Consider the following 24143-nt stretch of genomic DNA (forward strand, 5'->3'; position numbering starts at 1 on the left):
TTCTTCTTAGCGCAGCAAATTTATAGCAAGCTTTTACCCTTGTTGCAAACAGTTTAATCGGGTGTTTTTAATCTGGTTTGTAATACGTTGAAGTAAAAGGGTTTTAATTTTGTGCTGTTTGAGTGAAAAATGACCAGGTTGGGATGGGAGGGTTAATCCAGATCATGCTGGTGGGAATTTGCGTGCTGTTTCAATAGTGACGTATTGAAGTTAATGATACAATCTGAGCAATTTTTACAGCATTGGAATGAAATTACGCTATGAGCGAGTTGAAAAATGATCGTTACCTGCGCGCGTTGATGAAACAACCCGTAGATGTTACGCCCGTTTGGATGATGCGTCAGGCAGGTCGCTATCTTCCTGAATACCGAGCGACCCGAGCGCAGGCCGGAGACTTTATGAGCCTGTGTAAGAACGCAGAGTTGGCATGTGAAGTTACGCTTCAGCCGTTGCGTCGTTACCCGCTTGATGCGGCGATCTTATTCAGCGATATCCTGACGATCCCAGATGCGATGGGTCTGGGCTTGTATTTTGAAACCGGTGAAGGACCTAAGTTTGAGCGTCCAATCAGCTCGCTGAGCGATGTACAAAAACTGCCTAAGCTGGACCCAACCGATGAGCTGGGTTATGTGATGAATGCTGTGAGCACCATTCGCCGTGAATTGAAAGGTGAAGTGCCACTGATCGGATTCTCTGGTTCACCCTGGACACTGGCGACCTACATGATTGAAGGCGGCAGCAGCAAGACCTTCGGCAAGATCAAGAAGATGGCCTTCGCTGAGCCTAAGACTTTGCACTTGTTACTGGATAAAGTGGCAGACTCAGTTATTGATTATCTTAACGCCCAGGTGAAAGCCGGTGCTCAGTCGCTGATGATTTTTGACTCATGGGGTGGCGTACTGAGCCCGCGTGATTACAAAGAATTTTCGTTGCAATATATGCACAAGATCGTTGATGGTCTGATCCGTGAAAATGATGGCCGTAAAGTGCCGGTCACACTCTTCACCAAAAATGGCGGTCAGTGGATTGAAGCCATTGCGGCAACGGGTTGTGATGCGGTTGGTCTGGACTGGACAATTGATATTGCAGATGCCAGACGTCGTGTTGGTGATAAAGTCGCTTTGCAGGGCAATATGGACCCGTCTATGTTGCATGGTACGCCAGAGCGTATTCGCGAAGAAGTACAGCACATTCTGTCTGGCTATGGTCAGGGATCGGGACATGTGTTCAACCTGGGACATGGTATTACTCCAGATGTGGACCCGGAAAATGCCGGCGTGTTTATCAATGCAGTGCATGAGTTTAGCCGTCAGTACCATCAGGACTAACTGATAGCTTGATGTAATTAGTAAAAAACCCGGCTGTTGCCGGGTTTTTTTATGAAAAGGATTCAGTGATCACCGATTAGTCCTGACTTTCAAAAGCGCGACGCATAAAACCTGGGGTTGCCAGTGCGCCTTTGTGTACGCCGGTATTGTAATACTCAGTTTCAAAACTGGCTTGCTCGGCATCTTGCTCACGGAAGCCGTTAAACGATTCCCCTTTACGTGCCAGCGTCGCCGACCACAAGCCGCTCGGGTAGATAGGCTGTGGGAAAGGCAGCGTTTGCAGGTCCACAAAACCCACGTCCAGCATTGCCTGACGCATGGCTTTGAGCAGGTTCATGTGCATTAGAGGAGATTCACTTTGTTGCACTAAAATACCGCCCGGGCGCAGTGCTTTGAGGCAGCTGGTATAAAATGCATGGTTGAACAGACCTTCGCCTGGTCCCACCGGATCGGTGCCATCCACAATAACCACATCGACGGACTCAGGTGCTGCATCGTGCATATACTTGATGCCATCGTCAAACATGACGGTTGCACGCGGGTCGTCATTCGAGGCACAAAGCTCTGGAAAATATTTTAGCGACATTTGCGTAACGACTTCGTCAATGTCGATTTGGGTCACGGTTTCTACATCCGGATGCTTAAGCACTTCGCGCAGTGTGCCACAATCACCACCACCGATGATCACGACATTTTTAGGGGCCGGGTGAGAAAACAAAGCCGGGTGGCTCATCATTTCATGATAGAAAAAGTTCTCCCGGGTGCTGACCATAGTACAGCCGTCAATGATCATCAGATTGCCAAAATCTGTGGTCTCATACATTTCAACATTCTGAAATGGTGACTGGATCTCGTCCAGTTTACGAGTGACGCGTAATGAGAACGCGCTGCCATCACGGTCGCTGATCTCAGTAAACCAGCGGTTTGCTTCTAAATTTGACATTGTTGCCTTCATGCAGATGTAATTTTCAGAGATTTTGCCAGCGCTTTCGCCCCAGCTCAATCTATTTTAGCGTATAAACACCGTCTCGGTTAGGGACAAAATACCGCAGGTCGGCTCAGGCTACCGGCATAACAGATAAATCATGCCTGCGTTTTACTAAGAGGGTGGTAAAAGATTGTCACATCTTGGCCTAAAGTATTAAAATATGCGATCTGTAAAGCTAGTTAATTGAGACTGCCATGACCTGGGGTTTGCAAACCGCACGAGCCACTTATAACGTTACTCACTGGAGTGAAGGGTATTTTGACATCAATGATCAGGGGGAGCTGGTCGCCTATCCCGATGGCGATCGCGCTAAACCGGCCATTTCTCTGGTTGAATTAACCGAGCGTTTTAAAGAGCAAGGCCTGACCTTGCCGGTGCTGGTGCGGTTTACCGATATTCTAAATAGTCGCGTTGAAACCATGACACAGGCTTTTTCACACGCGACTGCTGCAAAGTCCTATCAGGGGCAATATACCTGTGTTTACCCCATCAAAGTGAATCAACAGCGCTCCGTGGTGAGCAAGTTACTGGCACACCCGAGTGGCCTGGTTGGCCTGGAAGCGGGCTCTAAGCCCGAGCTTATGGCCATTTTAGGGATTGCCAAAGACCCCATCACCATAGTGTGTAATGGCTATAAAGACAGCGAGTTTTTGCGCCTGGCGATGATAGGCCAGGCCATGGGGCATAAAGTGCACATCGTCATTGAGAAGCTGTCTGAGCTGGATACTTTGCTGAAGGAGATCGCGGTGTTGGGCATTGAGCCCACCATAGGTATTCGTATCCGCCTGAACTCCATTGGCAAAGGGAAGTGGCAAAATACCGGTGGTGAAAAAGGCAAATTTGGTCTGACAGCCAGTCAGGTACTGAGCGTGGTAGACAAGCTCACCGCCCAAGGCAAACTGCATCTGATGCAACTGGTGCATTTCCATATTGGCTCGCAGATCGCCAACATCCGTGATATTCAGCGTGCACTGCGTGAATGTGCCCGTCATTATGCGGAGTTGTCGCAGCTGGGTGTACCACTAAAAACGGTTGATGTGGGTGGTGGCCTGGGGGTGGATTACGAAGGGTCGGGCTCTCGCAGTGCGTGCTCAATGAACTACACAGTCGCTGAATATGCCCGTAATGTGGTAGGGGCATTTGCCGAAGTGGCTGAGCAGCATGGGCTGCGTCACCCTGATATTATTACCGAATCTGGCCGGGCACTGACGGCACACCATGCTGTACTGATCACCGACGTGATTGATGTAGAGCAAGCGCCTTTTCAGACCACGCCGAGCGCCCCAACGCCTTCTGCACACCATATCCAGCAGGAGTTATGGTTGTCACTGCAACGACTGACACCCAGACTCGCAATAGAAACATACCATGATGCGATGCATCTGTTTGGTGATGGTCATGATCAATATGTCCATGGCCTGATAGACATGCAGCAGTGGGCGCAAATTGAGCAACTTTATTTTACCACCCTGCAACGAGTCAGAGAGTGTCTGAACGTGCATTCGCGTTCGCATCGTGAGGTGTTGGATGAGCTCAATGAAAAACTGGCCGATAAATTGTTTGTCAATTTCTCGCTATTCCAGTCATTGCCGGATGTCTGGGGGATCCAGCAACTGTTTCCTGTGATGCCTATTGCGGCACTGGATCAGCCGCTGACGCAGCGTGCAGTGATCCAGGATATCACCTGTGATTCAGATGGTCAGATCCGCGAATATGTGGAAGGCGCAGGGATTGAGTCCAGCTTGCCTATTCCGCCCTATCAGCCGGGTGAGCAATACCATATTGCGATGTTCATGGTAGGCGCTTATCAGGAGATTCTGGGCGATTTACACAACCTGTTCGGCGATACAGATTCAGTACATGTTGAACTCACCCAGACAGGGTATGAGCTGAGCAATGCCATTAAAGGTGACAGCGTTGAGGACGTACTGAGATTCGTCCATTATGACAAAGCGGCACTGGCGGAAAACTTTACCACGCAAATCTCCGCCCTCCAGGTCGATGATGCAACCAAAGCCGATTATCTGGCTCAGTTACACGCCGGACTCAGCGGTTATACCTATTTTGAAGACTAAGCTTCAAACGATCTGCCTGTCACAACGGGCTATCTAACGATGCTTGGCAGCCAAGGCCCCGGTATGATGTAATAGGGCCAGTTCGTTATTCTAATCATATGGTCTGAATGCATTGTCACACAGACCATCTTCAGTCGTAGTAAAGGAACATTGCATGTCGCTAATCCGCCAGGTGCTGGGGTTATTGTTATACGTTATTAATACACTGGTCTGGTTTATCCCCATTTTTCTGATGGGTGTGATCAAACTATTACCTATTGCACCACTGCAAAAAGTGGCCAGTCGCATTGCCAAAGGGTGCGCCAGTTTATGGGTTGCCGGTAACAATCTTAACCAGTCTGTTATTTCACCGTTTCGTCTCAATGTGTCAATGCCAGAGACGATGAAAGCCAAAGACTGGTATCTGGTGATCGCCAATCACCAGAGCTGGGTCGATATTTTGATCTTGCAACGGGTATTACACCGTAAAATTCCCTTTCTGAACTTTTTTCTGAAAAAAGAATTACTCTACGTACCGGTACTTGGATTGGCCTGGTGGGCGCTGGATTTCCCGTTTATGAAGCGCACCAGTAAAAGTCAGTTGAAGAAAAATCCTAAACTGCGCGGTAAAGATGTGGAAACGACCCGCAAGGCGTGTGAGAAATTTAAAACCATGCCTGTCAGTATTGTAAATTTTGTGGAGGGGACGCGTTTTACCGAACAAAAACACGCGCAGCAGCGCAGTCCGTTTCAGCATTTGCTAAAACCCAAAGCCGGGGGGATCGCGTTTGTGATGCAGGCAATGGGCGAGCAGATCAACCAGGTAGTGAATGTCACCCTTCATTATCCGCAGGGGATCCCCAGTTTTATGGACTTTGTTGCGGGTCGTGTAGGCGAGGTCAATGTACAGGTTGAACTGATGCCGGTGAGTGCAGACCTGATTGGCGACTACAGCAATGACAACGAGTTTAGAGTGCGCTTCCAAAGCGAGTTGAATCGCTTATGGGGGCAGAAAGACCAACAGTTGGTCGATTTCGTTGCGCGCCATGGCAGTGCCCAGGTAGCTGCTGAACATCATGAAAAGTCGCAACAGTCCTGATAGTACAGTTGGTTAAGGAGGTGGCATGTTGAGAAAGTTTTTACCAGCCTGGCTAGCGGGGGCAACCGCGACGGCGATACTACTGGCGAATACGCTCTTGTGGGGTATTGTCGTGTTTGCGCTGGGGCTGGTGAAATGCGTGTTGCCACTGCGAGGTGTATCAGACCTCCTACACTGGGCCTATAAAGGCTGGTGTCGGGGCAATCGTGTCGGGCTCCAGCTGGGCTGTCCTGACATCACTCTCAGTTTACCCGAGCATATGAGTAATCAGGCCTGGTATTTACTGGTTGCTAATCATATCAGCTGGTTAGATATCGTGGTGCTGAGTGCGCTCGACAGACTGCCTGCTCCAAAGTTCTTTCTCAAAGACGAGCTTAAATACGTGCCTCTGATCGGCACTGGTGCCTGGGCACTGGGTATGCCTTTTATGAAACGGGCAAGTAAGGCTAAAATTGCCAAAAATCCCAAGCTCAAAGGCATGGATGTTGAGCGAACCCAGCACAGTTGTCGTCACTTCAGACAGCACCCTACAACCGTGATTAACTTCGTGGAAGGCACGCGCTTTACCGCGCAGAAGCATCAACGTCAGGGTGGGGATTTTCACTACTTGCTTAAGCCCAAGGCCGGCGGCGTTGCGTTTGCCTTAGAGGTGTTGGCCCAGCAACTGGACGGCCTGCTCGACGCCACCGTCATTTATCAAAGTCCGGACCAGCATATTTGCCGTAGCTTTATGTGTGGTAAGTTGCAGCGTATTGAGGTGCGGATCCAGTTGTTGTCTATGGGATCCGTCCCGCAGGGTAACTATCAGACGGACAAACAATACCGGATTGCTTTTCAGGCTTACCTTAATCAGTTGTGGCTCGACAAAGACGCACAGCTGATAGCTTACTGGGAACAGCAGCAAGCTCGGGAAGCTGTGTGTGGCGAAGAGGTAAAACAGCTATGAAAGTGACGCATCTCAGTGAAGCACTTACGCCCTGGCTTGGCGCATCGGCACACAGTGGGTTGCTGATATGGAGTACCAACATACTGGCTCTGGTGATATTGCTGCTGGTGTTTTGGTTGATACGTCAATGGCTTCTGCCTCGGGTTCAGCAGTTTCTGAGTGCTTACTCCAACTCTAAAATCGGCTTTTTGGCACCCCAGCTCAGCAAATTCAGTGGTCGCTTTTCGATGGTGGTGTGCACGCTGTTGTTTATCGCCTTCAAAGAAGCCTTGTTTCTGGCACCACAAGGCCTATTCAATGTAATGAGTGTGGTGTCTCAGGGACTGCTGATCATCAGTATTGGCTTTTTGCTAAGTAGCCTGGTCAACATTGTGAACGCGATTTACGACCAGCAACCATTTGCCAAAAGTGTGCCGATTCAGAGCTTAGTACAGGTTAGCAAGTTACTGATTTTCATTGTGTGTGCCATTTTGGTGATCAGCCTCGCCATAGACAAATCGCCCACTTATATTCTGTCCGGATTTGGTGCCATCGCGGCGGTTACGCTGTTGGTGTTTAAGGACACCATACTTGGACTGGTGGCCAGTATTCAAATTGCAGCCAACCGCTTGCTGGCGACGGGCGACTGGATCCAGGTGGATGCATTTGGCGCGGACGGTGAGGTCATTGAAGTTGGCCTGAACACAGTGCGCGTGCGCAACTGGGATAATACGGTCACAACCATTCCAACCTATAAAATTATTTCGGATTCGTTTAAAAACTGGCGTGCCATGCAAGAGTCTAATGGGCGGCGGATCAAGCGGGCAATATACCTTGATTTTGATTCTATTCGCTTACTGAGCCAGGATGAACTGAACGCGCTCAGTGAGGCGTTACCTGAGGTGGCTGCGCTGTTACAAGATTCCACAGTGCAGCGTTGGAGCAATGTCTCTGTGTTTCGCCGTTATGCCGAAACCTACCTCAAAGCACATCCCCAGGTAAATTCGGATTGTCTCTGTATGGTACGAGAGCTGGCACCGACACAGTATGGTTTGCCGGTAGAGTTGTATTGTTTCAGCCGGGACAAACGTTGGGTGCAGTATGAGCATTTACAGGCTGATGTGCTGGACCACGTCTTGACGGTGATGCCATATTTTGGGCTGCGACCCTACCAGGTTATTTCAAGTCATCAAAACGAAATAAATCACAAAAAACCAGAGTAAGCTGCAAATCCTTGTGTTATCTTAACGATTCAGACTTTATCTTTTTATGACATATTTGTGACATGGAGACGAGTTAGGTTGCTGAGTTGCCCAAGAGGTAGGTAGTGCAATGAAGTATTTTGTAGCAATCATGCTGGTGATGAGCTTGTGTTCAATAAAACAGGCCTTGGCAGACCATGAACAAATTCTGGTAGCGATCGACCACGCTCCCCCTTACAGTGCCCTCGATGACAAGGGTAACGCACGAGGCTTAATTCTCGATATTCTTAATTACATTAAACACCACAGTGATGAAGACATCGCTGTCAAAGCCGTCCCTTGTCCTTTCTCTCGTTGTATTCGTATGCTGGCGCAGGGGGAAGTCGACGTGATGGGCGGGCTGATCCGAACGCCTGACCGTGAACGTCAAATGGCATTTGTGACTCCCCCCTATATGGCCTTGTCCTCTTCCTTTGTCTTTTACAGCCACCAGCATAGCCAGATTGAAGTTCATCGCTATGAAGATCTCATCGGCAAGCGGATCGCGGTGATGCGCGGTGCTGCTTTTTTCCCTCGTTTTGATCAGGATAGTCGGCTCGATAAGGTTGAAGTGCCCTCAGAGCGTATTGCTGTAGATCTGGTGCTAAAAGGGCGGGTCGATCTCGTGATTGCAGTCGAGGATACGGCCGATCTGGCCATGAATGTGCTTGCTCAGCCCGCGCATCAGCTGAGAAAAATGGACTATCGTCATACTCAGGTGATCTATGGGCACATGGCGATGAGTCATGCGTTTGCACAAAGCCATGTGGGGCGTGAGTTCACTGAGCATATGCAGCGGATGGCAAAAAACAAAATCCTGGACAAGCTGGTAGCGCCTTATCAATTGCCAGCTATCCCGCCTCAGCTATTATCAGAAGAGACGGGGAGCACACCAAAAAATACCTTTTAAGGCGCGGTGTGTGACGCCTTCATGATGCCGTAACTGAATGACAGTACCAGCTGCGCTATGTCGTCATAAGCCTCAGCACTGGTATCATTGCCTGAATCTGCATTGGTCAGTAGTACAAAGCCACGCTGATGGCGCATATCTCCATATATCTGGGTGAGGACGCCCGGATCTTCCCCGTTGTGGTAGATTTTGTCACCATCCAGCCCCCAGAAGAAACCTCGCTCTACCGAGATGCTCGGGATATCGGTTTGTGGCGCCAGCATGGCCGCTACGGCACGTGCCGGGATACGTTGTTCTCCATTGAGTTTGCCCTGTTGCATGACGGCAATCAGAAAATTGCCCAGATCGTGTGCGGTAGAAATGGCACTGCCTTCACTGTAGGTGATGTTGCCATAGTCAGGCAAAGGCATCGGCTGTTGTGTGTCCGGGTGATGAATGTAACGTGGCACCACAGGTTTAGTTGGCTGGGCAATGCCCCATTCACTGTGTTGCATCGCCAGTGGGGTGAAGACATACTCCTGGGTTAACTCAGGCAAGGTTTGCCCGCTTGCCTGCTCAGTGACATAGGCTGCCAGTGCGGCACCGATATTGGTGTATACAGCGGCCTCATTATTGCGCAGACTAAAGCGGCTGACAAAATTGTCAGTGTGATAGTGGTTGCCGGATTGTGTCAGGTAAGCGGCGAAGAAACGGTCGAGGTTGGTGTCTGCTGGTTCCTCACATGCGCTCTCCTGGCTGAAACGGTTGTATAAACTGCTGCCGTCGGTATGTACAAAGTAATTACAGCGATAGATGGCATCGCGATCCATGATGCCACTGGTGTGGGTGATCAGCTGCCGTAACGTAATAGGCTGAGCCAACGGCACGCCAAAATCGATAGAGAAATTCAGGTAACGTTCCACAGGCGCATCAAGATCAACCTGTTGTTGCTCAACGGCCTGGGCCAGAGTCGCCCCCAGCAGCGTTTTACTCACCGACCCCAGATAGAAGCGGCTATGTGCATTAACCGCTGTGCCTTGCTCATCCGCATGGCCAAACCCCTGTTGATAGACCGACTGGCCGTCGTGAATAATATTAACGGCCACGGCGGGAATATTGCCCTGTTGCTGAAGCGCCCTGAGCTGGCGTTCAAATTCTCTGACAGTTAGTTGAGGTTTGGGGTCTTTACCCAGTAAAGTCAGTGCATGATCATAGCTTTCAAACCGGCCGCTTTCGAGTGCATGCATGGAAAATGCAGGTACTGTGATATCAGGCTGGATCCCACGTTGCTCATACAAAGTACCCTGCGCATCCCGGTAGACTTCGTTCGAGAGGGATATCTGCCAGCCATTGGGCAAGGTGAAAAAGCGTTTATCCGATAAGGCGCCAGATGTTGCCTCTCCGAGCAAGGTCACGTGTGGCAAATGCATCATGGCCATAGTCAGAATTTCGCCAGCGCTGATGGTCAGCGGACTGGTGAGTAAATAAATGGGTTTGGTGTACGCATTGGGGTGAGTTTGCAAAGACTGGCTGAGCAACACCCCCTGGCCGGCCTGGTTCAGAGCTTGTTTATTAAATGCCAGGCGTTTACTGGTATTGAAGCGAGAGGCAATCGCCAGGGCAATGGCATCGTCGCCGCCAGTGTTGTTGCGAATGTCCAGGAGCAGTCCCTCGGTGTCGGCCAGCGCTGCCATAATGCCGTCAATCAGCACATTGGCTGCGTCGAGATGCTCAGTTTCACTAGCCTCTGCGTCGCTGCTGAAGCGCGCGAGGTTATTGATCACCAGTACACCGATGTTGTCTTTGGTCTTACCCCAGAGCAAGGTTTTTTCTTCTTGCTCAGCCGGAAAGCTGCCCATACTGCCTGGTACCAGGTATTGCTGAGTGACTTGCAGTGAGTCCAGAACCAGCTCTGAAAAGACCTGTTCATCGGTCAGTTGCATGTTATAGCGCAGGTAGTAACTGGCTGTGCCCCGCGCCGCACGCAAAATAGGCGCATCTTTCATCACAAAATAGGGGTGGCCAGGTGTGCTGGCAACCGACACATGACCATCGGCAAGGGGCGCAATCATTTCTGTTAATGCCTCAAACAAAGCATCATCAGACATCGCATCATGGATCTGTGGGCGATAGAGGTTGTACTGTGTTTGCCAGTCCATGTCGCGCAGGGCAAAAAAGGCGTAATAATCGTTGAATGTGTGCCAGAAGTATTCAAACACCTCCGTAGGGCTGGCTTGTGTATCAATGGATAAGGGCGACTGACAGACGTCGGGGAGTGACGTCTGCGGGTCATAGATATGCGGATAGACTTCGCCCGCATAAGTCAGTTGCAGTTGTCCTGTGTTTCTGAGCTGAGCCTGGGCTATTTCGCTTTGTGGGTTCAGTGGTAGGGTACGCTGTGCCAATTTGATACAGGCATGAGTATTAAATTCATAACGTTGCATGCGATCTGCGCGGATATCGAGTACTTCACCATAGGCGGTTTTCTGCCAGATCCCCGGGAGCTTTTGTAATGCCCCGCGATGATCCTTGCTGTCGCCGCAGCCACTGAGCACGGTGCTGATAATCAATCCTGAGATAAGCAGAGAAAAGTCTTTGAACATGACTGTGTCCTTAACTGAATTACCCAAATGCGGTGTTGTAGTGTGGCCAGTGTAGGGGGTGAGGCGTGTCGGCGCTGTAAGCGAGTTGCGCCAAAGGGTCAGAAAATGTACCCGGTCATTGACATTTTTAAACAGAGGGTAACGCCGACTCTGGCTACACTGGTGGAGAACTAAACTGATCGTATGAGGTTGAAGTGATGCAACGAACTGCTGCGAAGTATTTCGCGATGAGCGAAGAAGTATGGGCGCGCCATGCCAACCCCTGGAGTGTCTGGAGCCGTTATTCTTGTTTGCCTTTGTTGATTGCGTGCCTGTGGTGGCGTGACTGGCTGGGGCTGGCTTTTTGGCCGCTGTTGGTGGTGTTGTTACTTTGGGTGTGGCTGAACCCCAGGTGTTTTAGCAAACCCAGAGATACTCACAATTGGGCATCACAAGCCGTATTGGGTGAGCAGATCTTAATCTATCAGCTGGAGCGGGTGCCACTGGTGCATTATCAGGTGATTAAAATCATCATGGCACTGCTCACGCTGAGTACCCTGGTATGTGGTGTTGGCCTGTGGTTTCAGGAGGCCATCAGCACCAGCGTCGGCGCACTGGGCGTGATCCTGAGCAAAACCTGGTTTCTTGATCGTATGGTCTGGCTGTATCAGAGTGTTGTCCGCTCAGATGCGAAGCTGGCGGCACGTCAGGCAAAGACCTGACACACCTCATCGACTTTACAGGTGATCACGCTGACATTCTGGTAGCCAATGCGGGTGAGTTGCTCTGCGGCAAACACCGCCCGGCCACCCGCGGCACAGTGCAAGTACAGAGGTCTGCTTGGATCTTTTTCCACTGAAGGCAATTGAAACTCCAGCACGCCACGGGGAATATTCAGTGCCCCCGGGGCAGCTTTTTCCTGGTGTTCCTGAGGTTCTCGCACGTCAATCAATAAGCCCTGATTGGTGGCCATTTCTGCTTTGGCCTGTTGCGCGCTGATACAGCGCTGATTAGGCCTGACGGTTTTTAAAATGTCCTGTGGGGATGTCAGCATCGCTTAATTCTCCATTCCAAGTTTTTTGAGCAAGGTCATCATCGGGCACCAGCCGGTAAAGGCGGATTGGATCAGGTTCAATGCGATAAACACACTCAACCACACCCAGCGCGGATCCATAAACCAGGTCAGTAACAATGACAGTATCAGCATACTGCCGGCGATCAATCTGATAGCGGCTTCCAGTCTCATAAGTGTACCTCCTGACTTCAAGTATATGGCAAGATTTAACATTAGCAAGATCTAATATTAGTAATTCCTAATGTTGTGTTCTATACTCGCCACATCATTAAGGTGGGGAAAAGTATGGATTTACATGCAATGGCCGACAGCGCCGCACAGGCTGAAGCATTACTTAAGATGCTGGCGAATCGGAATCGGTTGATGATCTTGTGCAGTTTGCAAAGTACAGAACTCAGTGTCGGTGAGTTGAATGAGCGGGTTCCACTGGCTCAATCTGCACTGTCTCAGCACCTGGCTGCAATGCGGAAAACTGGGGTCGTTGCTTCACGACGCGCTGGTGCTACTGTGTATTACCGCATTGCGGATGATAAGGTGCTGGTGATCTTGCAGCAGCTTTATCAGCTCTTCTGTGCCGACAAGGATACACCATGAATGACACAGTGAGTTTTACTGAGCGAGCGATACGCCAGTGTCTGACTGGTCGCTTGCCTGCGCTGTTTTTCTTCTTTGCTATGGTGCTGGGTGTACTGGCTTTACAGTTCATGCCGCGGGAGGAAGAGCCTCAGATAGTGGTGCCGATGTTAGATATTCATGTCACGGTGCCCAACACCGCCGCACCCGAAGTGGTGCGTCTTGTTACCACGCCGCTGGAGAAGCTGCTGCTGCAAATTCCGGGTGTAGAACATGTTTACTCTATTACCAACAGTGGCTCCGCCGTGGTCACCCTGCGATTTCATGTTGGAGAGAGTCGTGAGCAGGCCATCCTGAATACCTACACTAAACTGTATGCCAATGAGCACCAGATGGCCGCTGTGGTCAGTGACTGGCAGATCCGGCCGATCGAAGTCGACGATGTGCCGATTGTTATGCTGGGCTTGTATAGTACCGCACCTCAACAATACAACGATTATGACTTAACCCGCTTTGCTCAGGAGATCTCAACGCAGCTGCAGCGATTACCCGACACCAGCGAGGTCAAGGTGGTGGCAGGACGGCAGCGCCAGCTGAATGTCTGGCTGGATGCGACGGCATTAGCGGCACACCAGAGCACGCCGCTGGACGTGTTAACCGCGATTCAAAACAGCAATCAGTTGCAACAGGTTGGCAAGCGTATTGCAGGCAGCAAACAGATTGTACTTGAGTCTGGCGACGTGTTGCGTACTGCCGCGGCGTTGCGTGCGCTAGTGATCACTGTGGTCAACGGGCGCGCCGTGAAACTCAAAGATGTCGCGCGCATTGAAGATGGGCCGGGTGAGCCCGAACAGTACCAGTGGCTGGCGATCAGTGATGGCAGCCAGGATCTGCCGTTGGTGACCCTTAGTGTAGCTAAGCAAAAAGGCAGCAATGCGGTATCCGTTGCTGAGCGGGTTCACGCGCTGATGGGCCAGCTGCAAACTCAGCTATTGCCACCGGAAGTCGAGATTAAGGTATTGCGCGACTACGGCCAGACAGCCGATGAAAAGGTCAATGATTTGATGGCCAGCCTGCTCTTTGCGGTGCTGACCGTGGTGATTTTTGTTGGTGTCTTTCTTGGCTGGCGGCCGGCGATTGTGGTCGGGCTGGCGATCCCGGTGTGTTACGGGGTGACGCTGGCGCTGGACTGGGCGTTCGGTTACACCATCAACCGGGTGACGTTATTTGCCCTGATCCTCTCGCTGGGTCTGCTGGTGGACGATCCCATCACGGGCATCGATAACATCAGCCGAATGCTGGTGCCCGGCAAACCGCGTCAGCAGCAGATTGTGAACGCTATGATGGAGATCCGCACCGCATTATTGATGTCGACATTGACCATTATGATGGCGTTTCTGCCATTGGCTTACATCACAGGGATGATGGGTCCTTATATGGCCCCTATGGCCTTTAATGTGCCCGTGAGTGTGATGGTGTCAACCGGGGTGGCTTTGTTCATTACGCCCTGGCTGGCGAGTCGCTTGCTGAGCGCCAATCCGCCATCTGTAGTCAGAGTGGATAATGGCTGGTATGCGGCGTTACTCACCCCTGTGCTGCGCTCGCCACACAGGGCCAAAGGGGTGTTGTGGCTGATGTTAGTGCTGTTTGTGCTGAGTGCAAGTTTACCTGTGTTTCGGGCCGTTCCGCTCAAGTTGCTACCTTATGACAATAAAAATGAAGTTCAGGTGCTGATTGATTTACCGGAGGGCAGCACATTGGAAACCACCGCGCGTATCACGCGCGCAGTGCAGCAACGCGTTTGGCAAATGAATGAGGTAAGTGCGATTGCCGCCTATGTGGGCCAGCCTTCCAGTATGGATTTCAACGGCATGGTACGGGGATATTATCGTCGTCACAGTGACAACCTGGCCGAGCTAAGGGTGATTTTATTAGACAAGCGTGAGCGCGCACATCAGTCTCATGCTGTGGTGCTACGGCTGCGCAAAGCGCTGGCAGAGTTTAATCGTGATGGCACGGTGATCAAAGTGGTGGAAGTGCCGCCGGGTCCACCCGTTATGAGCACGCTGACCGCCGAGGTTTATGCTGAGCCCTTTACTGCCACGGATACACATCGTGATGCAGCACTGAGGCTGGCGGCACGCTTGCGTCAGGAGCCCCATGTGGTGGAAGTGGATACCTCTTTGTCCGCCCCGGTTACTTTACAACGGTTTGTGACTGATAAACAAAAAGCGGCGCTCTCCGGAGTGAGCAGCATAGAAATAAACCATACTCTGGCGTTGGTCAGTGGTGGCATGCAGGCCGGATTGTTATATCAGCCTCGTGAAGCTCAGCCGGTGCCGATCACGTTACAGCTGGCTTATTCGGACCGTCAGCATTGGTCGGACTTACTCGCAACTCAGATCCGTGGCAGCAGCGACGTGACGCAGGCGCAAGATAATTTTGGTCTTAGCCGGGCAGCCCGACCTATGGTGGCCTTATCTGAAGTCGGGGATATGCAGACTTTGGTGGCAGAGCCTGCCATTTACCGAAAGGATTTGGCGCCAGTCATTTATGTTTTTGCGGAATTAAATGGCCGCACACCTGCTGAGGTAATCGCTGATGTGGTAGCTGATGAGCAACAAGCGGGTGTTCCTGTGCAGAACGAAACACACATGACGCCCTGGCAGCAACGCACTTTTCTCAGCAGTGGTAGCGGTTTATCGTGGCAGCTACCTGAGGGCACACAGTATCGTTTCAGCGGTGAAGGAGAGTGGCGCATCACCATCAGAGTGTTTCGGGATATGGGTATTGCCTTTGCTTTTGCGCTGGCGGCTATTTTCCTGATTTTACGTTGGCAGACCGCTTCCAGTGCGGTGGCACTGCTCATCATGTCTGCCATTCCTTTAACCATGATAGGGATTATGCCGGGCTTTTGGGTGCTTAATCAGTTGGGTGAACGCACCATCGCTGGGGCACCCGACCCTGTACTGTTTACCGCCACCGCGATGATCGGCATGATTGCACTGGCCGGTATCGTGGTGAGAAACTCTCTGATCCTGGTAGAGTTTATTACCCAGGCACGACAGGCTGGTATGCCACTGGAGGCGGCCTTGATCCGTGCCGGCAGTGTGCGTATGCGACCCGTATTACTAACCGCGGGGACCACTTTGCTGGGCAATCTGGTGATCATTCTGGATCCCGTATTCAGTGGCCTGGCGCTGGCAATCATGTTTGGCATTGTTGCCTCAACCCTGTTTTCTTTACTGGTTGTGCCGGTTGTCTATTATCTGGTGTTCAAAACGCCCGACGATGACAATACACCAGCCCCGATTTCTGATGATTTGGAGACTACGCATGTCTGATATTCGATGGATACGTCCGTTGCTGGCGATCGCGTTATTGCTGTTGACCATTGCCTGGATGGCTGGATTATTTAATGACACCGTGACACCTGGTGATAAGCCCCAGGTTAGCTGGCCACAACCTCAGCTACATGAGGTAGCACAGCAACTGGTTTATGACGTAGAGCAGATCCCCGGGAGTGTGATTGCCAAGCACAACACAGTGGTAGCCAGCCGCGTGCTGGCACAGCTTAAAAGTCTGACGGTACGCTCTGGTGATACGATCCAGGCTGGTCAGTTGATTGCCACACTGGATGATGCCGACCTACGGGCGCAATTACGGGCTGTAAAAGCCGAGCAACAGGCCAATCTGGCACAGCTAAATCAGGCGCAAAAACAACTTGAGCGTGCCCTGACCTTGCAGCAAAAAGGCCTGGTTGCGCATAACCAGGTGGACGAATGGCAGACTCAGGTGAATGAGCTTTCGGCCAGAAAAGCAGCACTGGTACAACAGCAGGCTGGGGCAGAGGTGGCCTTAGGCTATACCCAGGTCAGGGCGCCTATCTCCGGGACTTTGGTTGCACGCTTGCAAGAGCCCGGTGCCATGCTCAACCCGGGCACGCCGCTGGTCTCTATTTATAATCCGGCACAGTTGCAGGTTGAGGTCTCTGTACGAGAGCATTTGTTGCCGGAGCTGGCGGTGGGCGAGCGTCATCAGATCAGTATCCCAGCCGCAGAAGCCACGCAATATGCCACCATCAGTGAGCTGGTGCCAGTAGCAGATCGCGATGCGCGCAGCTTCACCGTAAAGCTGGATATGCAGTGGATGCAAGGGGTGATACCGGGCATGTATGCGGTATTGAAACTGCCTGGTAACGGACGTCAGGCGATATTGATCCCAACATCATTGGTACAATATTTCGGTCAGCTCAGCAAAGTCGCAGTGCTACATGACGGGCAGGTACAGAGTCGCTTTATTCGTCTCGGCAGGGAGTATGGTGAGCAGGTTGAGGTCGTCAGTGGCTTGCGTGTCGGTGAGCGCCTGGTGGCAGGATCACCGACAGCGTTAACAACGACTACAGAAAAGTCGCAATCTCCTCAAGCGGCTTTTTAACCAGGGCGTGCTCCGGAACGGTTGCGTCTTCTGCGGGATAACCGGCGATCAGCAACATATAAGGTCGCTCGTTTTCTTTATCTCGCTGGCAGATCTCGGTCAGGAAGCTCATGGGTTTCGGCGTATGGGTCAGGGTTGCCAGTCCGGCATGGTGCAGCGCCTGGATCAAAAAACCAGTCGCAATGCCAACGGATTCATGGACATAGTAGTTGGTATTTTTATCTTCGGTGTGGATGCCGCCTTTTTTCTGGCTAAAGATGGCGATTAACCAGGGGGCATGCTCCAGATAAGGCTTATCTGCATCGGTGCCTAATGGTTTTAAGGCATCGAGCCATTCTTCGCCAGCACGACCTTCATAAAATGCCTGTTCTTGCTGCTCGGCCGCTGCACGGATCTGCTGTTTTACGTCCTGACTGTGAATGGCCACAAAATGCCAGGGCTGATGGTTAGCACCACTGGGCGCTGAGCCAGCCGTTTTGATACAGGCTTCGATGATCTCTTTGGGCACCGGACGGTCGCTAAAGCTGCGGATGGTGTGGCGACGCTTTGCTTCATCCAGAAACGCAGTGGCCCGGCTGAGCATTTCTTCCTGTGGGTACTCAATAAAATCGTTGAGAGGCACGTTCGCATGTTGTTTCATGATTTACCTTTGTCTTTTTTGTTTATATTTTGTTATATCCTGACTGTCTATCCCTTGCAACCTGCGGGCAATTCAGGGGGCTGAGCAATGTAAAGCTAACTGTGAGCCGACGGCAATTTTACTTTACCTTTAACGGCTAGAGTAAAAAGGCGACTGTTATTCTTATTGGTTATATTGAACATCAACTGTAAGGACTCTGTCGCCGTGCCTGGATCCGTTATAATAGTGACCCATTTCTGAACGGAGGTCATTATGTATCAGCACTTATGGGAATCAGGTGACGCAGTCGCCCTGGAGGTGGGTAAAGCGGTATGTGTGGGTCGTAATTACGTGGCACATGCCAAAGAGCTAAACAACCCAATACCCGATAGCCCCCTGCTATTTATCAAGCCGGCTTCGGCATTTTGCCATTTTCAGTCGCCACTGGTACTCAATACCACGCTGGGTGAGCACCACTATGAAGCTGAACTCGTACTGCTGGTAGGGGAGACCATAGATAATCACACCCGTGAGCCGTTGCAACACATCTGTGGGATTGCGACCGGGCTGGACCTGACACTCAGGGAGTTACAGAGCAAATTAAAACAACAAGGACACCCATGGGAATGCGCCAAGGCGTTTGATAACAGTTGCAGTCTGACCCCATTCAGAGCCGTGAATGGCCTGGATGAAAACAGTGTGCTGCACTATCGGTTTTGGCAAAATGACGCGCTTAAGCAGCACGGAGACAGCAGCTTGATGATTTTTTCACTGGCGAGCTTGCTGACTGAGATCAGCCGATATTTTACCCTGAACCCGGGTGATATCGTGATGACAGGCACCCCACAGGGGGTGGGGGCATTAAACGAAGGTGACACCCTGGCGTTACAGCTCCAGGATGCCCCTTTGTATAGCGCGACGGTTACTGTCAGGCGTTAAGATCCGCGGAAGCGGGTTCAGCCTCAGGCTCTTTAACCGCAGGCGGGTCTTGCTGGTTGAGCGAGGGGCTGAACAACAACACGATGCCCAACAGCGACAAAGCGCCAAGCAGTAACCAGCTTACCGGCAGCGAGACCAGGTTCAGTAAAGCGCCCGTGAGTGCGGCGCCCAGCATGCCACCCATGCGGGTCGTTAGTGAACCCAGAGATTCAATAGTGGCTCGTACACTGTCGTCGCACAGTTGATGCTGCAGCTGCAATTGTGCCGGCTGGGTCAGGCCAAAGCACAGGAAGAACAGCAGTAACGCTGCCACAAACCAGCTTAGATCGGGTGCCAGTGCCATGGCAACCAAAGCAACCAGCTTAAGCAGGTGGGCAACTGCCATTGCCTGCCCCAGCTTTTGATTGAGCAGTGTACACAGCTTAGCACTGAGTACCGCAGCGACGCCGTTCAAAGCAAAGGTTGCAGCCATGACGGCTGGAAATAGCCAGGCTACGGCATCCATATCGACTTGTTCCAGCTGGTGAACAAAGATAGGCCAGAATTTTTCAATACTGGCGCTGACCGGGATCACGATCACGAGTGCAATCAGCAGTTTAGCCAGTGCTGGTTGACGCACTGTGCTGAGGGTGGTGCCAACATGTTGTTTAAGTGCCTGTCTAAAGCGCTGCTGAGTGGGAGATTTGCTCTCCTTGACCCAGTAAAAGGTCAAGGGTAACAGCAAGATAAAGCCAATGCTCGACACAATAAAGATAAGCTGATACATCTGCAAAGTCGACAACGCGAGGTGATTGCCAAACGCCAGAAACAAAGCGGAGAGCACCGCGGACGATGCGCCGATCCCGTATGCCAGGCCATAGGTGGCAGCAAATCCCTGATTCAGAGTTTGTTCGCCTTCTGCTTCATGAAAGCGCTCCACAAACCAGGCGTTGAGCGTCCCGCTCAGGGTGGCCTGATTGAGTCCCCAACAGCCGACTGCGATCAGCAAGGTCACAAAATCAGTGGCGATCAGCAATAACAGATTGGTCAGTAAAGCAAATACCAATGAACAGCAAAATAACCTGCGACGGCCGAAATGGTCGGCCAGTGCTCCACTGGGTACTTCACTGATGATGATCACGGCAGTCATTACCACCATGGCAATGGCTATCTGGCTGACCACAAAGCCCTGCGCGAGCAGGTAAGGAGTCAGGATCGGCAGCAGCAACATGGCAGCAAACATGGTCAGGCCGAGATGAATGCCGTAACGCTTACACAATTGTTGTTTGGTCATGCGCGTCGCTCCTGAATCCGCTGAGATTGTGCTGAGGACAGCACCTGATTGAAGCGGGCTGCAATGCAATCCAGATCTCGTTCATCGGTCATGATTTCGTCATGGGCGCTGAGCAAGTCAATGTACTCAGCCTGGGGCAGCAAGGCCGCAAAGCCATTGTCGGGTAATGCAAAGGTGGCTTTGTAAACCATCGCGACATCAAACACTGGTTCGAACAGGCCTAACGCTTCTGTTGGCATTGCTTCATCATTAACCCGATCGGCGGTAAAAAAGCTCACCGGGTAGGCATAAGAGTCGGCAGTACGGAAGTGACGTACAAAGTCCACAAAAGCACGACCGATTGGCCAGGTTTCCAGGCTTGGGTCGCTGTCCTGTACGCGTTGCTCTGCGTCGGCCAGTTGGGTTGCGCTCAGTTGCGGCAGGATGGGGTCAATCAGGAAGCTGTGCGCTACTTCATGACCCATAGATTCCAGATGTCTGGCAACTTCAAGGCTTAGGGCTGCGCCTTCGCAGAAACCACCCAGGTAGTAGGGTCCCTCGCTTTGATGCGCAACAATGCGCTCGGCATAATAACGCACCAGGCTCAGTTGGTTGAGGTGGCGACCGGTGAATATTTTCACGTTCTCCAGCGCATGTACCTCAAACTGTGTGCTTAATTTTTCCACCAGGGGATTAAAGCTATCTGCACTGGCCGCTGCGGGGAACAGATGCACCATGGCCGCATCCGCTATTTCTGCGGGGCGGATTAGTCCGGGTTCGAAATGTGGCAACGTTAACACAGCCTGTAGCGCCTCATCATCACTCATGCCGTTGAACAGATCTCGATTTTGCTGCTCCAGCAGTGCCGCCTGGGTGCGAATGGTGTTGTGCTCTATCAAGAGTTTAGGCGTGAGCTGCCAACCTTCTTTGCTTGCTGCACTGCAAAAGTGCAACAGTCGGATAGAGTCAGCGCCATAATGCATAACAGGTTGCGTGACACACATGCTGTCGATGCCCAGCAGGGATTGCCATAGTGCTAAGAGTTTTCTCTCTGTTGCGCTCTCAGGTTCTACCACGGTATCCGACACCCGTTGCGGCTCAGGTAATCGGCGCTTGTCGAGTTTACCGCTGGTGGTCAGTGGCAGTTGCTCGATGGCGCTTAAAGTATGTGGTTGCATATAATCGGGCAGCCGCTGATTGAGTGTATCACGCAGCGTATCAAGCTGAGTATTGATGTCACCAGTCTCTGCCAGCACCACATAGCCATCAAGCTGGCTGTGGCCTTGGTGCTTGCGTACCACTAAGGCGCAATTGCTAACTTCGGGGAGGGCATTAAGATGTTGTTCGATTTCTCCCAGTTCAACGCGGTGACCGCGGATCTTGACCTGCTCATCATTGCGGCCAAGATAAGCCAGCGTGCCATCTGGTTGCCAGTAAACCAGATCTCCGCTTCGGTAATAAGACTGAGGTTGACCAAACACTTTGAGCGAGACGAATTTTTCAGCACTGAGTGCATCGCGATTCAAATATCCCAGCGCGAGGCCCGCGCCGCCAATGTACAATTCGCCAGGACAGCCCGGCGGCAGCAGCTGACCATGTTGACCAATGACGGCAACGGCGCGGCCCTGAATGGGTTTGCCTATGGGAATGCGGGTATCCTGACCGGTGATCTCATGGCTGGTGGTGCAACTGGAGCATTCCGTCGGGCCATAGAGGTTATAAAAGTGTTTGGGCGCATACTCTGAATTGACCAGCTGATTGACCAGCTCCGGGGTTAGCGCTTCTCCGCCCGATAGCAGATGTTCCAAAGTGGCAAACAGTGTTGGGTCTTGCTGGTATAAGGTGTCGAATAATGCCCGGGTCAGGAACAAGGTTGAGATCTGCTCCTCACACAACATCTTTTTGAACTCAGTGATCTGACTGAGTAAGTCGCTGTAACCACAATAGAGGGTTGCACCATTGAGTAAACACATCCAGGTCTCAATGGTCGTGGCATCAAAAGCGGGATTGGCCAGCTGCATCATGCGTGATTGAGGCGTGATGTTGATGTACTGACAATCAGCCGTGAAAGACGTGCAGCCATAATGCGTCAGTAAGGCGCCTTTTGGTTTGCCGGTGGTCCCTGAGGTATAGATGATATTGGCTGGGCTGTGTGGGGTCGTTTCACACTGTACGGGCTCGGTACTCAAAGATGTATTACCCAGGATGTCGTCGACATTAAGCAACGGCAGTTGCACAGAGTCAGCCAGGATCCCGGCTTCTTCGATTAAACTGTTTTGCGTCAGTAACAGCTCTGCCTGACTGTCTTCAAGCTGATAGGCTCGTCGTGGCAGAGGATCTTTGTAGGGCAAAGTGGTATATGCCGCGCCAGCTTTAAGGGTCGCCAGCATGGCGATGACTAACGGAGCGTTGCAGGGTAAATGCAGTGCAACAACCTGGACACCCGGGGAAAATGCTTGTATCTGGGCTGCCAGACGATTGGTTTCCTGGTCTAGCTGCTGATAGGTCCAGTGTCGTTCGGCGCTGCGCAGGGCGATGTGTTGCGGGTATTTGGCAGCAATGTGCGCAAATCGTTCAGTGATAGTCAGCGGAGTCGGGAAGGCATCTGACAGACCACTGAGCTGGTGTTGCACATCTAAATCCGACTGGCTGAGTAGCGGTAAGCTAAATAGCGCATCGCGTTCTGCCTCCATACTCTGTGCATAGGCCGTTAAGACCTGGGTATAGAGTGTGGCGATACGCTGGGCGTGCTCTTCACTGTACAGTGCGCTGGCATAGTTGAGGTTGACCTGAGCCTGCTCAGGGGCCAGTTCCAGATGCATAGTCAGGTCAAACTTAGCGGTTACATGCGCATCTGTGTCGGTCAAATGCTGTTGCCACAACGCATGTTCAGTGGCGTGCTGAAACTGACTGGAGGTAAACATGGTCTGAAACACCGGGTGACGACTGGTGTCCATGGTCACATCCAGTGCAGATTTAATTTCCTCAAAAGGTAAATCCTGATGCGCCTTTGCTTCATTCACCTGACGTTGTACCAGCGCCAGCCAGTCGGCCAGCGTGTGGCTCAGTTCAGTCTGAAGGCGGATTGGCAAAGAGTTTACAAAGTAACCCAGGATCTGCTGACAAGCCTGATTAGGGCGGTTATCGCTGGGTAATCCTATGGTCAGATCCTGCTGGCCGCTATATAAGCTCAGAGTGTGGAACCAGGCTGCCAGCCCCAGCGTATTGGTGCTGATCTTGTGACGTTTTGCCAGAGCCTGAAGCTGTTCGCTGCTACCATCAGGCAGGGTCAGCGTGGCATTTGCGCCGCTGTGGTCAAACACTTTGGGTCTGGTGTGGGCGCAGGGCAAATGCAAGGCCGAATGGGCATCAAGTTGGCTTAGCCAGTAGTCTTTCAGTGTCGCAATACGCTGTGCACTGAGACGTTGTGCCTGCCAGTGAGCGTAATCATTAAACTGTAATGCGGGGGCAAGCGTTGTATCCTGATAACTGGCCTGCAGCTCAGTTAAGAACACACCCAAAGACCAGCCGTCAAAGGCAATGTGGTGCCACAATAGATAAAGATAATTGTGTGATTCTGTGCTCAGCCAGGTGGCACGAAACGGGCGTTCCTCGCTCAGTGCAAAAGGCCGGGTAAATAGTTGCTGACAGGTTTCATCCAGCGTGACCTCATCGCAGGCTAGCTGTGGCAGTACAAAAGGAGTATCGACCCGCTGTTGCTGTATCTGACCCTGTGCATTGGAGACAAAGCAGACACTGAGCGCACTGTGTCGTTGACACAGACGCTGTAATGCTTGCTCCATCGCGTCTCTGTCGCAGTCTTTGGCGAGCTTCAGTAAACAGGGAATATGATAGGTATGAGTCTGCTCGCTGATTTGCTGAGAAAACATCATTTGTGTCTGTCCCAGCGTCAGCGGCGCAGCGTTGCTTTCGGCTGCAAAGATCTGTGTTTGCTCAAAGCATAGTCTGCTGCTGATGTTATGGCGTTGCAAATAGTCCAGCAGCTGAGTTTTATGAGCACGGATTGTCGCTACTATGTCCGACTGGCTTACATCACTCTGGCTGGCAAGTTTTAGCTTGCCCTGGTCTTGCCAGACGCTGATCTGTTGGCTTTTCAGGGTGTACATTAACTGGTGCATGGA

Annotated in this window: 18 protein-coding genes; 11 read left to right on the forward strand and 7 right to left on the reverse strand. The window is 51.7% G+C overall.

The window, feature by feature from the left end; translation table 11 throughout:
- Positions 1-260: 260 nt before the first annotated feature.
- Entirely contained in the window at positions 261-1328 is a 1068-nt protein-coding gene (gene hemE / locus PRUB_RS18210; protein ID WP_010386986.1) for a uroporphyrinogen decarboxylase, read from the forward strand.
- Positions 1329-1404: 76 nt separating this feature from the next.
- Here the strand turns inward: hemE and speE are convergent, their stop codons facing one another.
- The gene (speE, locus tag PRUB_RS18215; protein ID WP_010386985.1) at positions 1405-2271 is read right to left on the reverse strand and encodes a polyamine aminopropyltransferase; all 867 of its coding nucleotides are present in this window, start codon (positions 2269-2271) and stop codon (positions 1405-1407) included.
- A gap of 239 nt (positions 2272-2510) precedes the next feature.
- Here speE and speA point away from each other — a divergent pair, with 239 nt between their 5' ends.
- The 5 genes from speA (at position 2511) to PRUB_RS18240 (ending at position 8545) form a co-directional block, all read left to right on the forward strand.
- A complete protein-coding gene (speA, locus tag PRUB_RS18220; protein WP_010386984.1) occupies positions 2511-4391 on the forward strand; it encodes a biosynthetic arginine decarboxylase in 1881 nt (626 codons plus the stop codon).
- A gap of 154 nt (positions 4392-4545) precedes the next feature.
- On the forward strand, positions 4546-5469 hold the full coding sequence (locus PRUB_RS18225; protein ID WP_010386983.1) for an acyltransferase: 924 nt from the start codon (positions 4546-4548) through the stop codon (positions 5467-5469).
- 25 nt (positions 5470-5494) lie between these two features.
- Positions 5495-6415 carry an acetyltransferase gene (locus PRUB_RS18230; RefSeq protein ID WP_010386982.1) on the forward strand — a complete coding sequence of 307 codons (921 nt, stop codon included), beginning with the start codon at positions 5495-5497 and terminating at the stop codon, positions 6413-6415.
- A complete protein-coding gene (locus PRUB_RS18235) occupies positions 6412-7617 on the forward strand; it encodes a mechanosensitive ion channel family protein (protein ID WP_010386979.1) in 1206 nt (401 codons plus the stop codon). Before PRUB_RS18230 ends, PRUB_RS18235 begins: the two co-directional genes overlap by 4 nt.
- Before the next feature lie 109 nt (positions 7618-7726).
- A complete protein-coding gene (locus PRUB_RS18240; protein ID WP_010386978.1) occupies positions 7727-8545 on the forward strand; it encodes a substrate-binding periplasmic protein in 819 nt (272 codons plus the stop codon).
- Here the strand turns inward: PRUB_RS18240 and PRUB_RS18245 are convergent.
- A complete protein-coding gene (locus tag PRUB_RS18245; RefSeq protein WP_010386976.1) occupies positions 8542-11127 on the reverse strand; it encodes a serine hydrolase in 2586 nt (861 codons plus the stop codon). The two genes, PRUB_RS18240 and PRUB_RS18245, sit on opposite strands and share 4 nt — an antisense overlap.
- Before the next feature lie 197 nt (positions 11128-11324).
- On the opposite strand from PRUB_RS18245, the gene PRUB_RS18250 reads away from it, so the two are divergent.
- The gene (locus PRUB_RS18250; RefSeq protein ID WP_040644942.1) at positions 11325-11828 is read left to right on the forward strand and encodes a DUF6653 family protein; all 504 of its coding nucleotides are present in this window, start codon (positions 11325-11327) and stop codon (positions 11826-11828) included.
- On the opposite strand, the gene PRUB_RS18255 is transcribed toward PRUB_RS18250, so the two are convergent.
- Positions 11813-12160 carry a rhodanese-like domain-containing protein gene (locus tag PRUB_RS18255; protein ID WP_010386972.1) on the reverse strand — a complete coding sequence of 116 codons (348 nt, stop codon included), beginning with the start codon at positions 12158-12160 and terminating at the stop codon, positions 11813-11815. The two genes, PRUB_RS18250 and PRUB_RS18255, sit on opposite strands and share 16 nt — an antisense overlap.
- Before the next feature lie 3 nt (positions 12161-12163).
- Complete coding sequence (locus PRUB_RS18260; RefSeq protein ID WP_010386970.1) at positions 12164-12352, reverse strand: YgaP family membrane protein; 189 nt, start codon at positions 12350-12352, stop codon at positions 12164-12166.
- 114 nt (positions 12353-12466) lie between these two features.
- Between PRUB_RS18260 and PRUB_RS18265 the strand changes: the two genes are divergently transcribed.
- The 3 genes from PRUB_RS18265 to PRUB_RS18275 are packed head-to-tail and all read left to right on the forward strand — an operon-like array spanning position 12467 to position 17191.
- Positions 12467-12775: an ArsR/SmtB family transcription factor gene (locus PRUB_RS18265; RefSeq protein WP_010386968.1), complete on the forward strand. Its 309-nt coding sequence runs from the start codon at positions 12467-12469 to the stop codon at positions 12773-12775.
- Positions 12776-12783: 8 nt separating this feature from the next.
- Entirely contained in the window at positions 12784-16098 is a 3315-nt protein-coding gene (locus PRUB_RS18270) for an efflux RND transporter permease subunit (protein ID WP_052026439.1), read from the forward strand.
- Complete coding sequence (locus PRUB_RS18275; RefSeq protein ID WP_010386964.1) at positions 16091-17191, forward strand: efflux RND transporter periplasmic adaptor subunit; 1101 nt, start codon at positions 16091-16093, stop codon at positions 17189-17191. Before PRUB_RS18270 ends, PRUB_RS18275 begins: the two co-directional genes overlap by 8 nt.
- On the opposite strand, the gene PRUB_RS18280 is transcribed toward PRUB_RS18275, so the two are convergent.
- Positions 17154-17831 (reverse strand): nitroreductase family protein, encoded by a 678-nt coding sequence (locus PRUB_RS18280; RefSeq protein WP_010386962.1) that lies wholly within the window; start codon positions 17829-17831, stop codon positions 17154-17156. The two genes, PRUB_RS18275 and PRUB_RS18280, sit on opposite strands and share 38 nt — an antisense overlap.
- 252 nt (positions 17832-18083) lie before the next feature.
- Here PRUB_RS18280 and PRUB_RS18285 point away from each other — a divergent pair, with 252 nt between their 5' ends.
- Positions 18084-18749: a fumarylacetoacetate hydrolase family protein gene (locus PRUB_RS18285; protein WP_010386960.1), complete on the forward strand. Its 666-nt coding sequence runs from the start codon at positions 18084-18086 to the stop codon at positions 18747-18749.
- Here the strand turns inward: PRUB_RS18285 and PRUB_RS18290 are convergent.
- Both PRUB_RS18290 and PRUB_RS18295 read right to left on the reverse strand, forming a co-directional pair.
- The gene (locus tag PRUB_RS18290; protein ID WP_010386959.1) at positions 18739-20022 is read right to left on the reverse strand and encodes an MFS transporter; all 1284 of its coding nucleotides are present in this window, start codon (positions 20020-20022) and stop codon (positions 18739-18741) included. The genes PRUB_RS18285 and PRUB_RS18290 overlap by 11 nt on opposite strands.
- Entirely contained in the window at positions 20019-24140 is a 4122-nt protein-coding gene (locus tag PRUB_RS18295; RefSeq protein WP_010386958.1) for a non-ribosomal peptide synthetase, read from the reverse strand. Before PRUB_RS18295 ends, PRUB_RS18290 begins: the two co-directional genes overlap by 4 nt.
- Between the last annotated feature and the right edge of the window lie 3 nt (positions 24141-24143).

The sequence above is a fragment of the Pseudoalteromonas rubra genome (assembly GCF_000238295.3).
Lineage (GTDB): Bacteria > Pseudomonadota > Gammaproteobacteria > Enterobacterales > Alteromonadaceae > Pseudoalteromonas > Pseudoalteromonas rubra.

Excerpts from the sequence above, each read along its gene's own strand:
- hemE (WP_010386986.1), top strand. The coding sequence starts at position 261 with ATGAGCGAGTTGAAAAATGATCGTTACCTGCGCGCGTTGATGAAACAA.
- speE (WP_010386985.1), bottom strand. The coding sequence starts at position 2,271 with ATGTCAAATTTAGAAGCAAACCGCTGGTTTACTGAGATCAGCGACCGT.
- speA (WP_010386984.1), top strand. The coding sequence starts at position 2,511 with ATGACCTGGGGTTTGCAAACCGCACGAGCCACTTATAACGTTACTCAC.
- PRUB_RS18225 (WP_010386983.1), top strand. The coding sequence starts at position 4,546 with ATGTCGCTAATCCGCCAGGTGCTGGGGTTATTGTTATACGTTATTAAT.
- PRUB_RS18230 (WP_010386982.1), top strand. The coding sequence starts at position 5,495 with ATGTTGAGAAAGTTTTTACCAGCCTGGCTAGCGGGGGCAACCGCGACG.
- PRUB_RS18235 (WP_010386979.1), top strand. The coding sequence starts at position 6,412 with ATGAAAGTGACGCATCTCAGTGAAGCACTTACGCCCTGGCTTGGCGCA.
- PRUB_RS18240 (WP_010386978.1), top strand. The coding sequence starts at position 7,727 with ATGAAGTATTTTGTAGCAATCATGCTGGTGATGAGCTTGTGTTCAATA.
- PRUB_RS18245 (WP_010386976.1), bottom strand. The coding sequence starts at position 11,127 with ATGTTCAAAGACTTTTCTCTGCTTATCTCAGGATTGATTATCAGCACC.
- PRUB_RS18250 (WP_040644942.1), top strand. The coding sequence starts at position 11,325 with ATGCAACGAACTGCTGCGAAGTATTTCGCGATGAGCGAAGAAGTATGG.
- PRUB_RS18255 (WP_010386972.1), bottom strand. The coding sequence starts at position 12,160 with ATGCTGACATCCCCACAGGACATTTTAAAAACCGTCAGGCCTAATCAG.
- PRUB_RS18260 (WP_010386970.1), bottom strand. The coding sequence starts at position 12,352 with ATGAGACTGGAAGCCGCTATCAGATTGATCGCCGGCAGTATGCTGATA.
- PRUB_RS18265 (WP_010386968.1), top strand. The coding sequence starts at position 12,467 with ATGGATTTACATGCAATGGCCGACAGCGCCGCACAGGCTGAAGCATTA.
- PRUB_RS18275 (WP_010386964.1), top strand. The coding sequence starts at position 16,091 with ATGTCTGATATTCGATGGATACGTCCGTTGCTGGCGATCGCGTTATTG.
- PRUB_RS18280 (WP_010386962.1), bottom strand. The coding sequence starts at position 17,831 with ATGAAACAACATGCGAACGTGCCTCTCAACGATTTTATTGAGTACCCA.
- PRUB_RS18285 (WP_010386960.1), top strand. The coding sequence starts at position 18,084 with ATGTATCAGCACTTATGGGAATCAGGTGACGCAGTCGCCCTGGAGGTG.
- PRUB_RS18290 (WP_010386959.1), bottom strand. The coding sequence starts at position 20,022 with ATGACCAAACAACAATTGTGTAAGCGTTACGGCATTCATCTCGGCCTG.
- PRUB_RS18295 (WP_010386958.1), bottom strand. The coding sequence starts at position 24,140 with ATGCACCAGTTAATGTACACCCTGAAAAGCCAACAGATCAGCGTCTGG.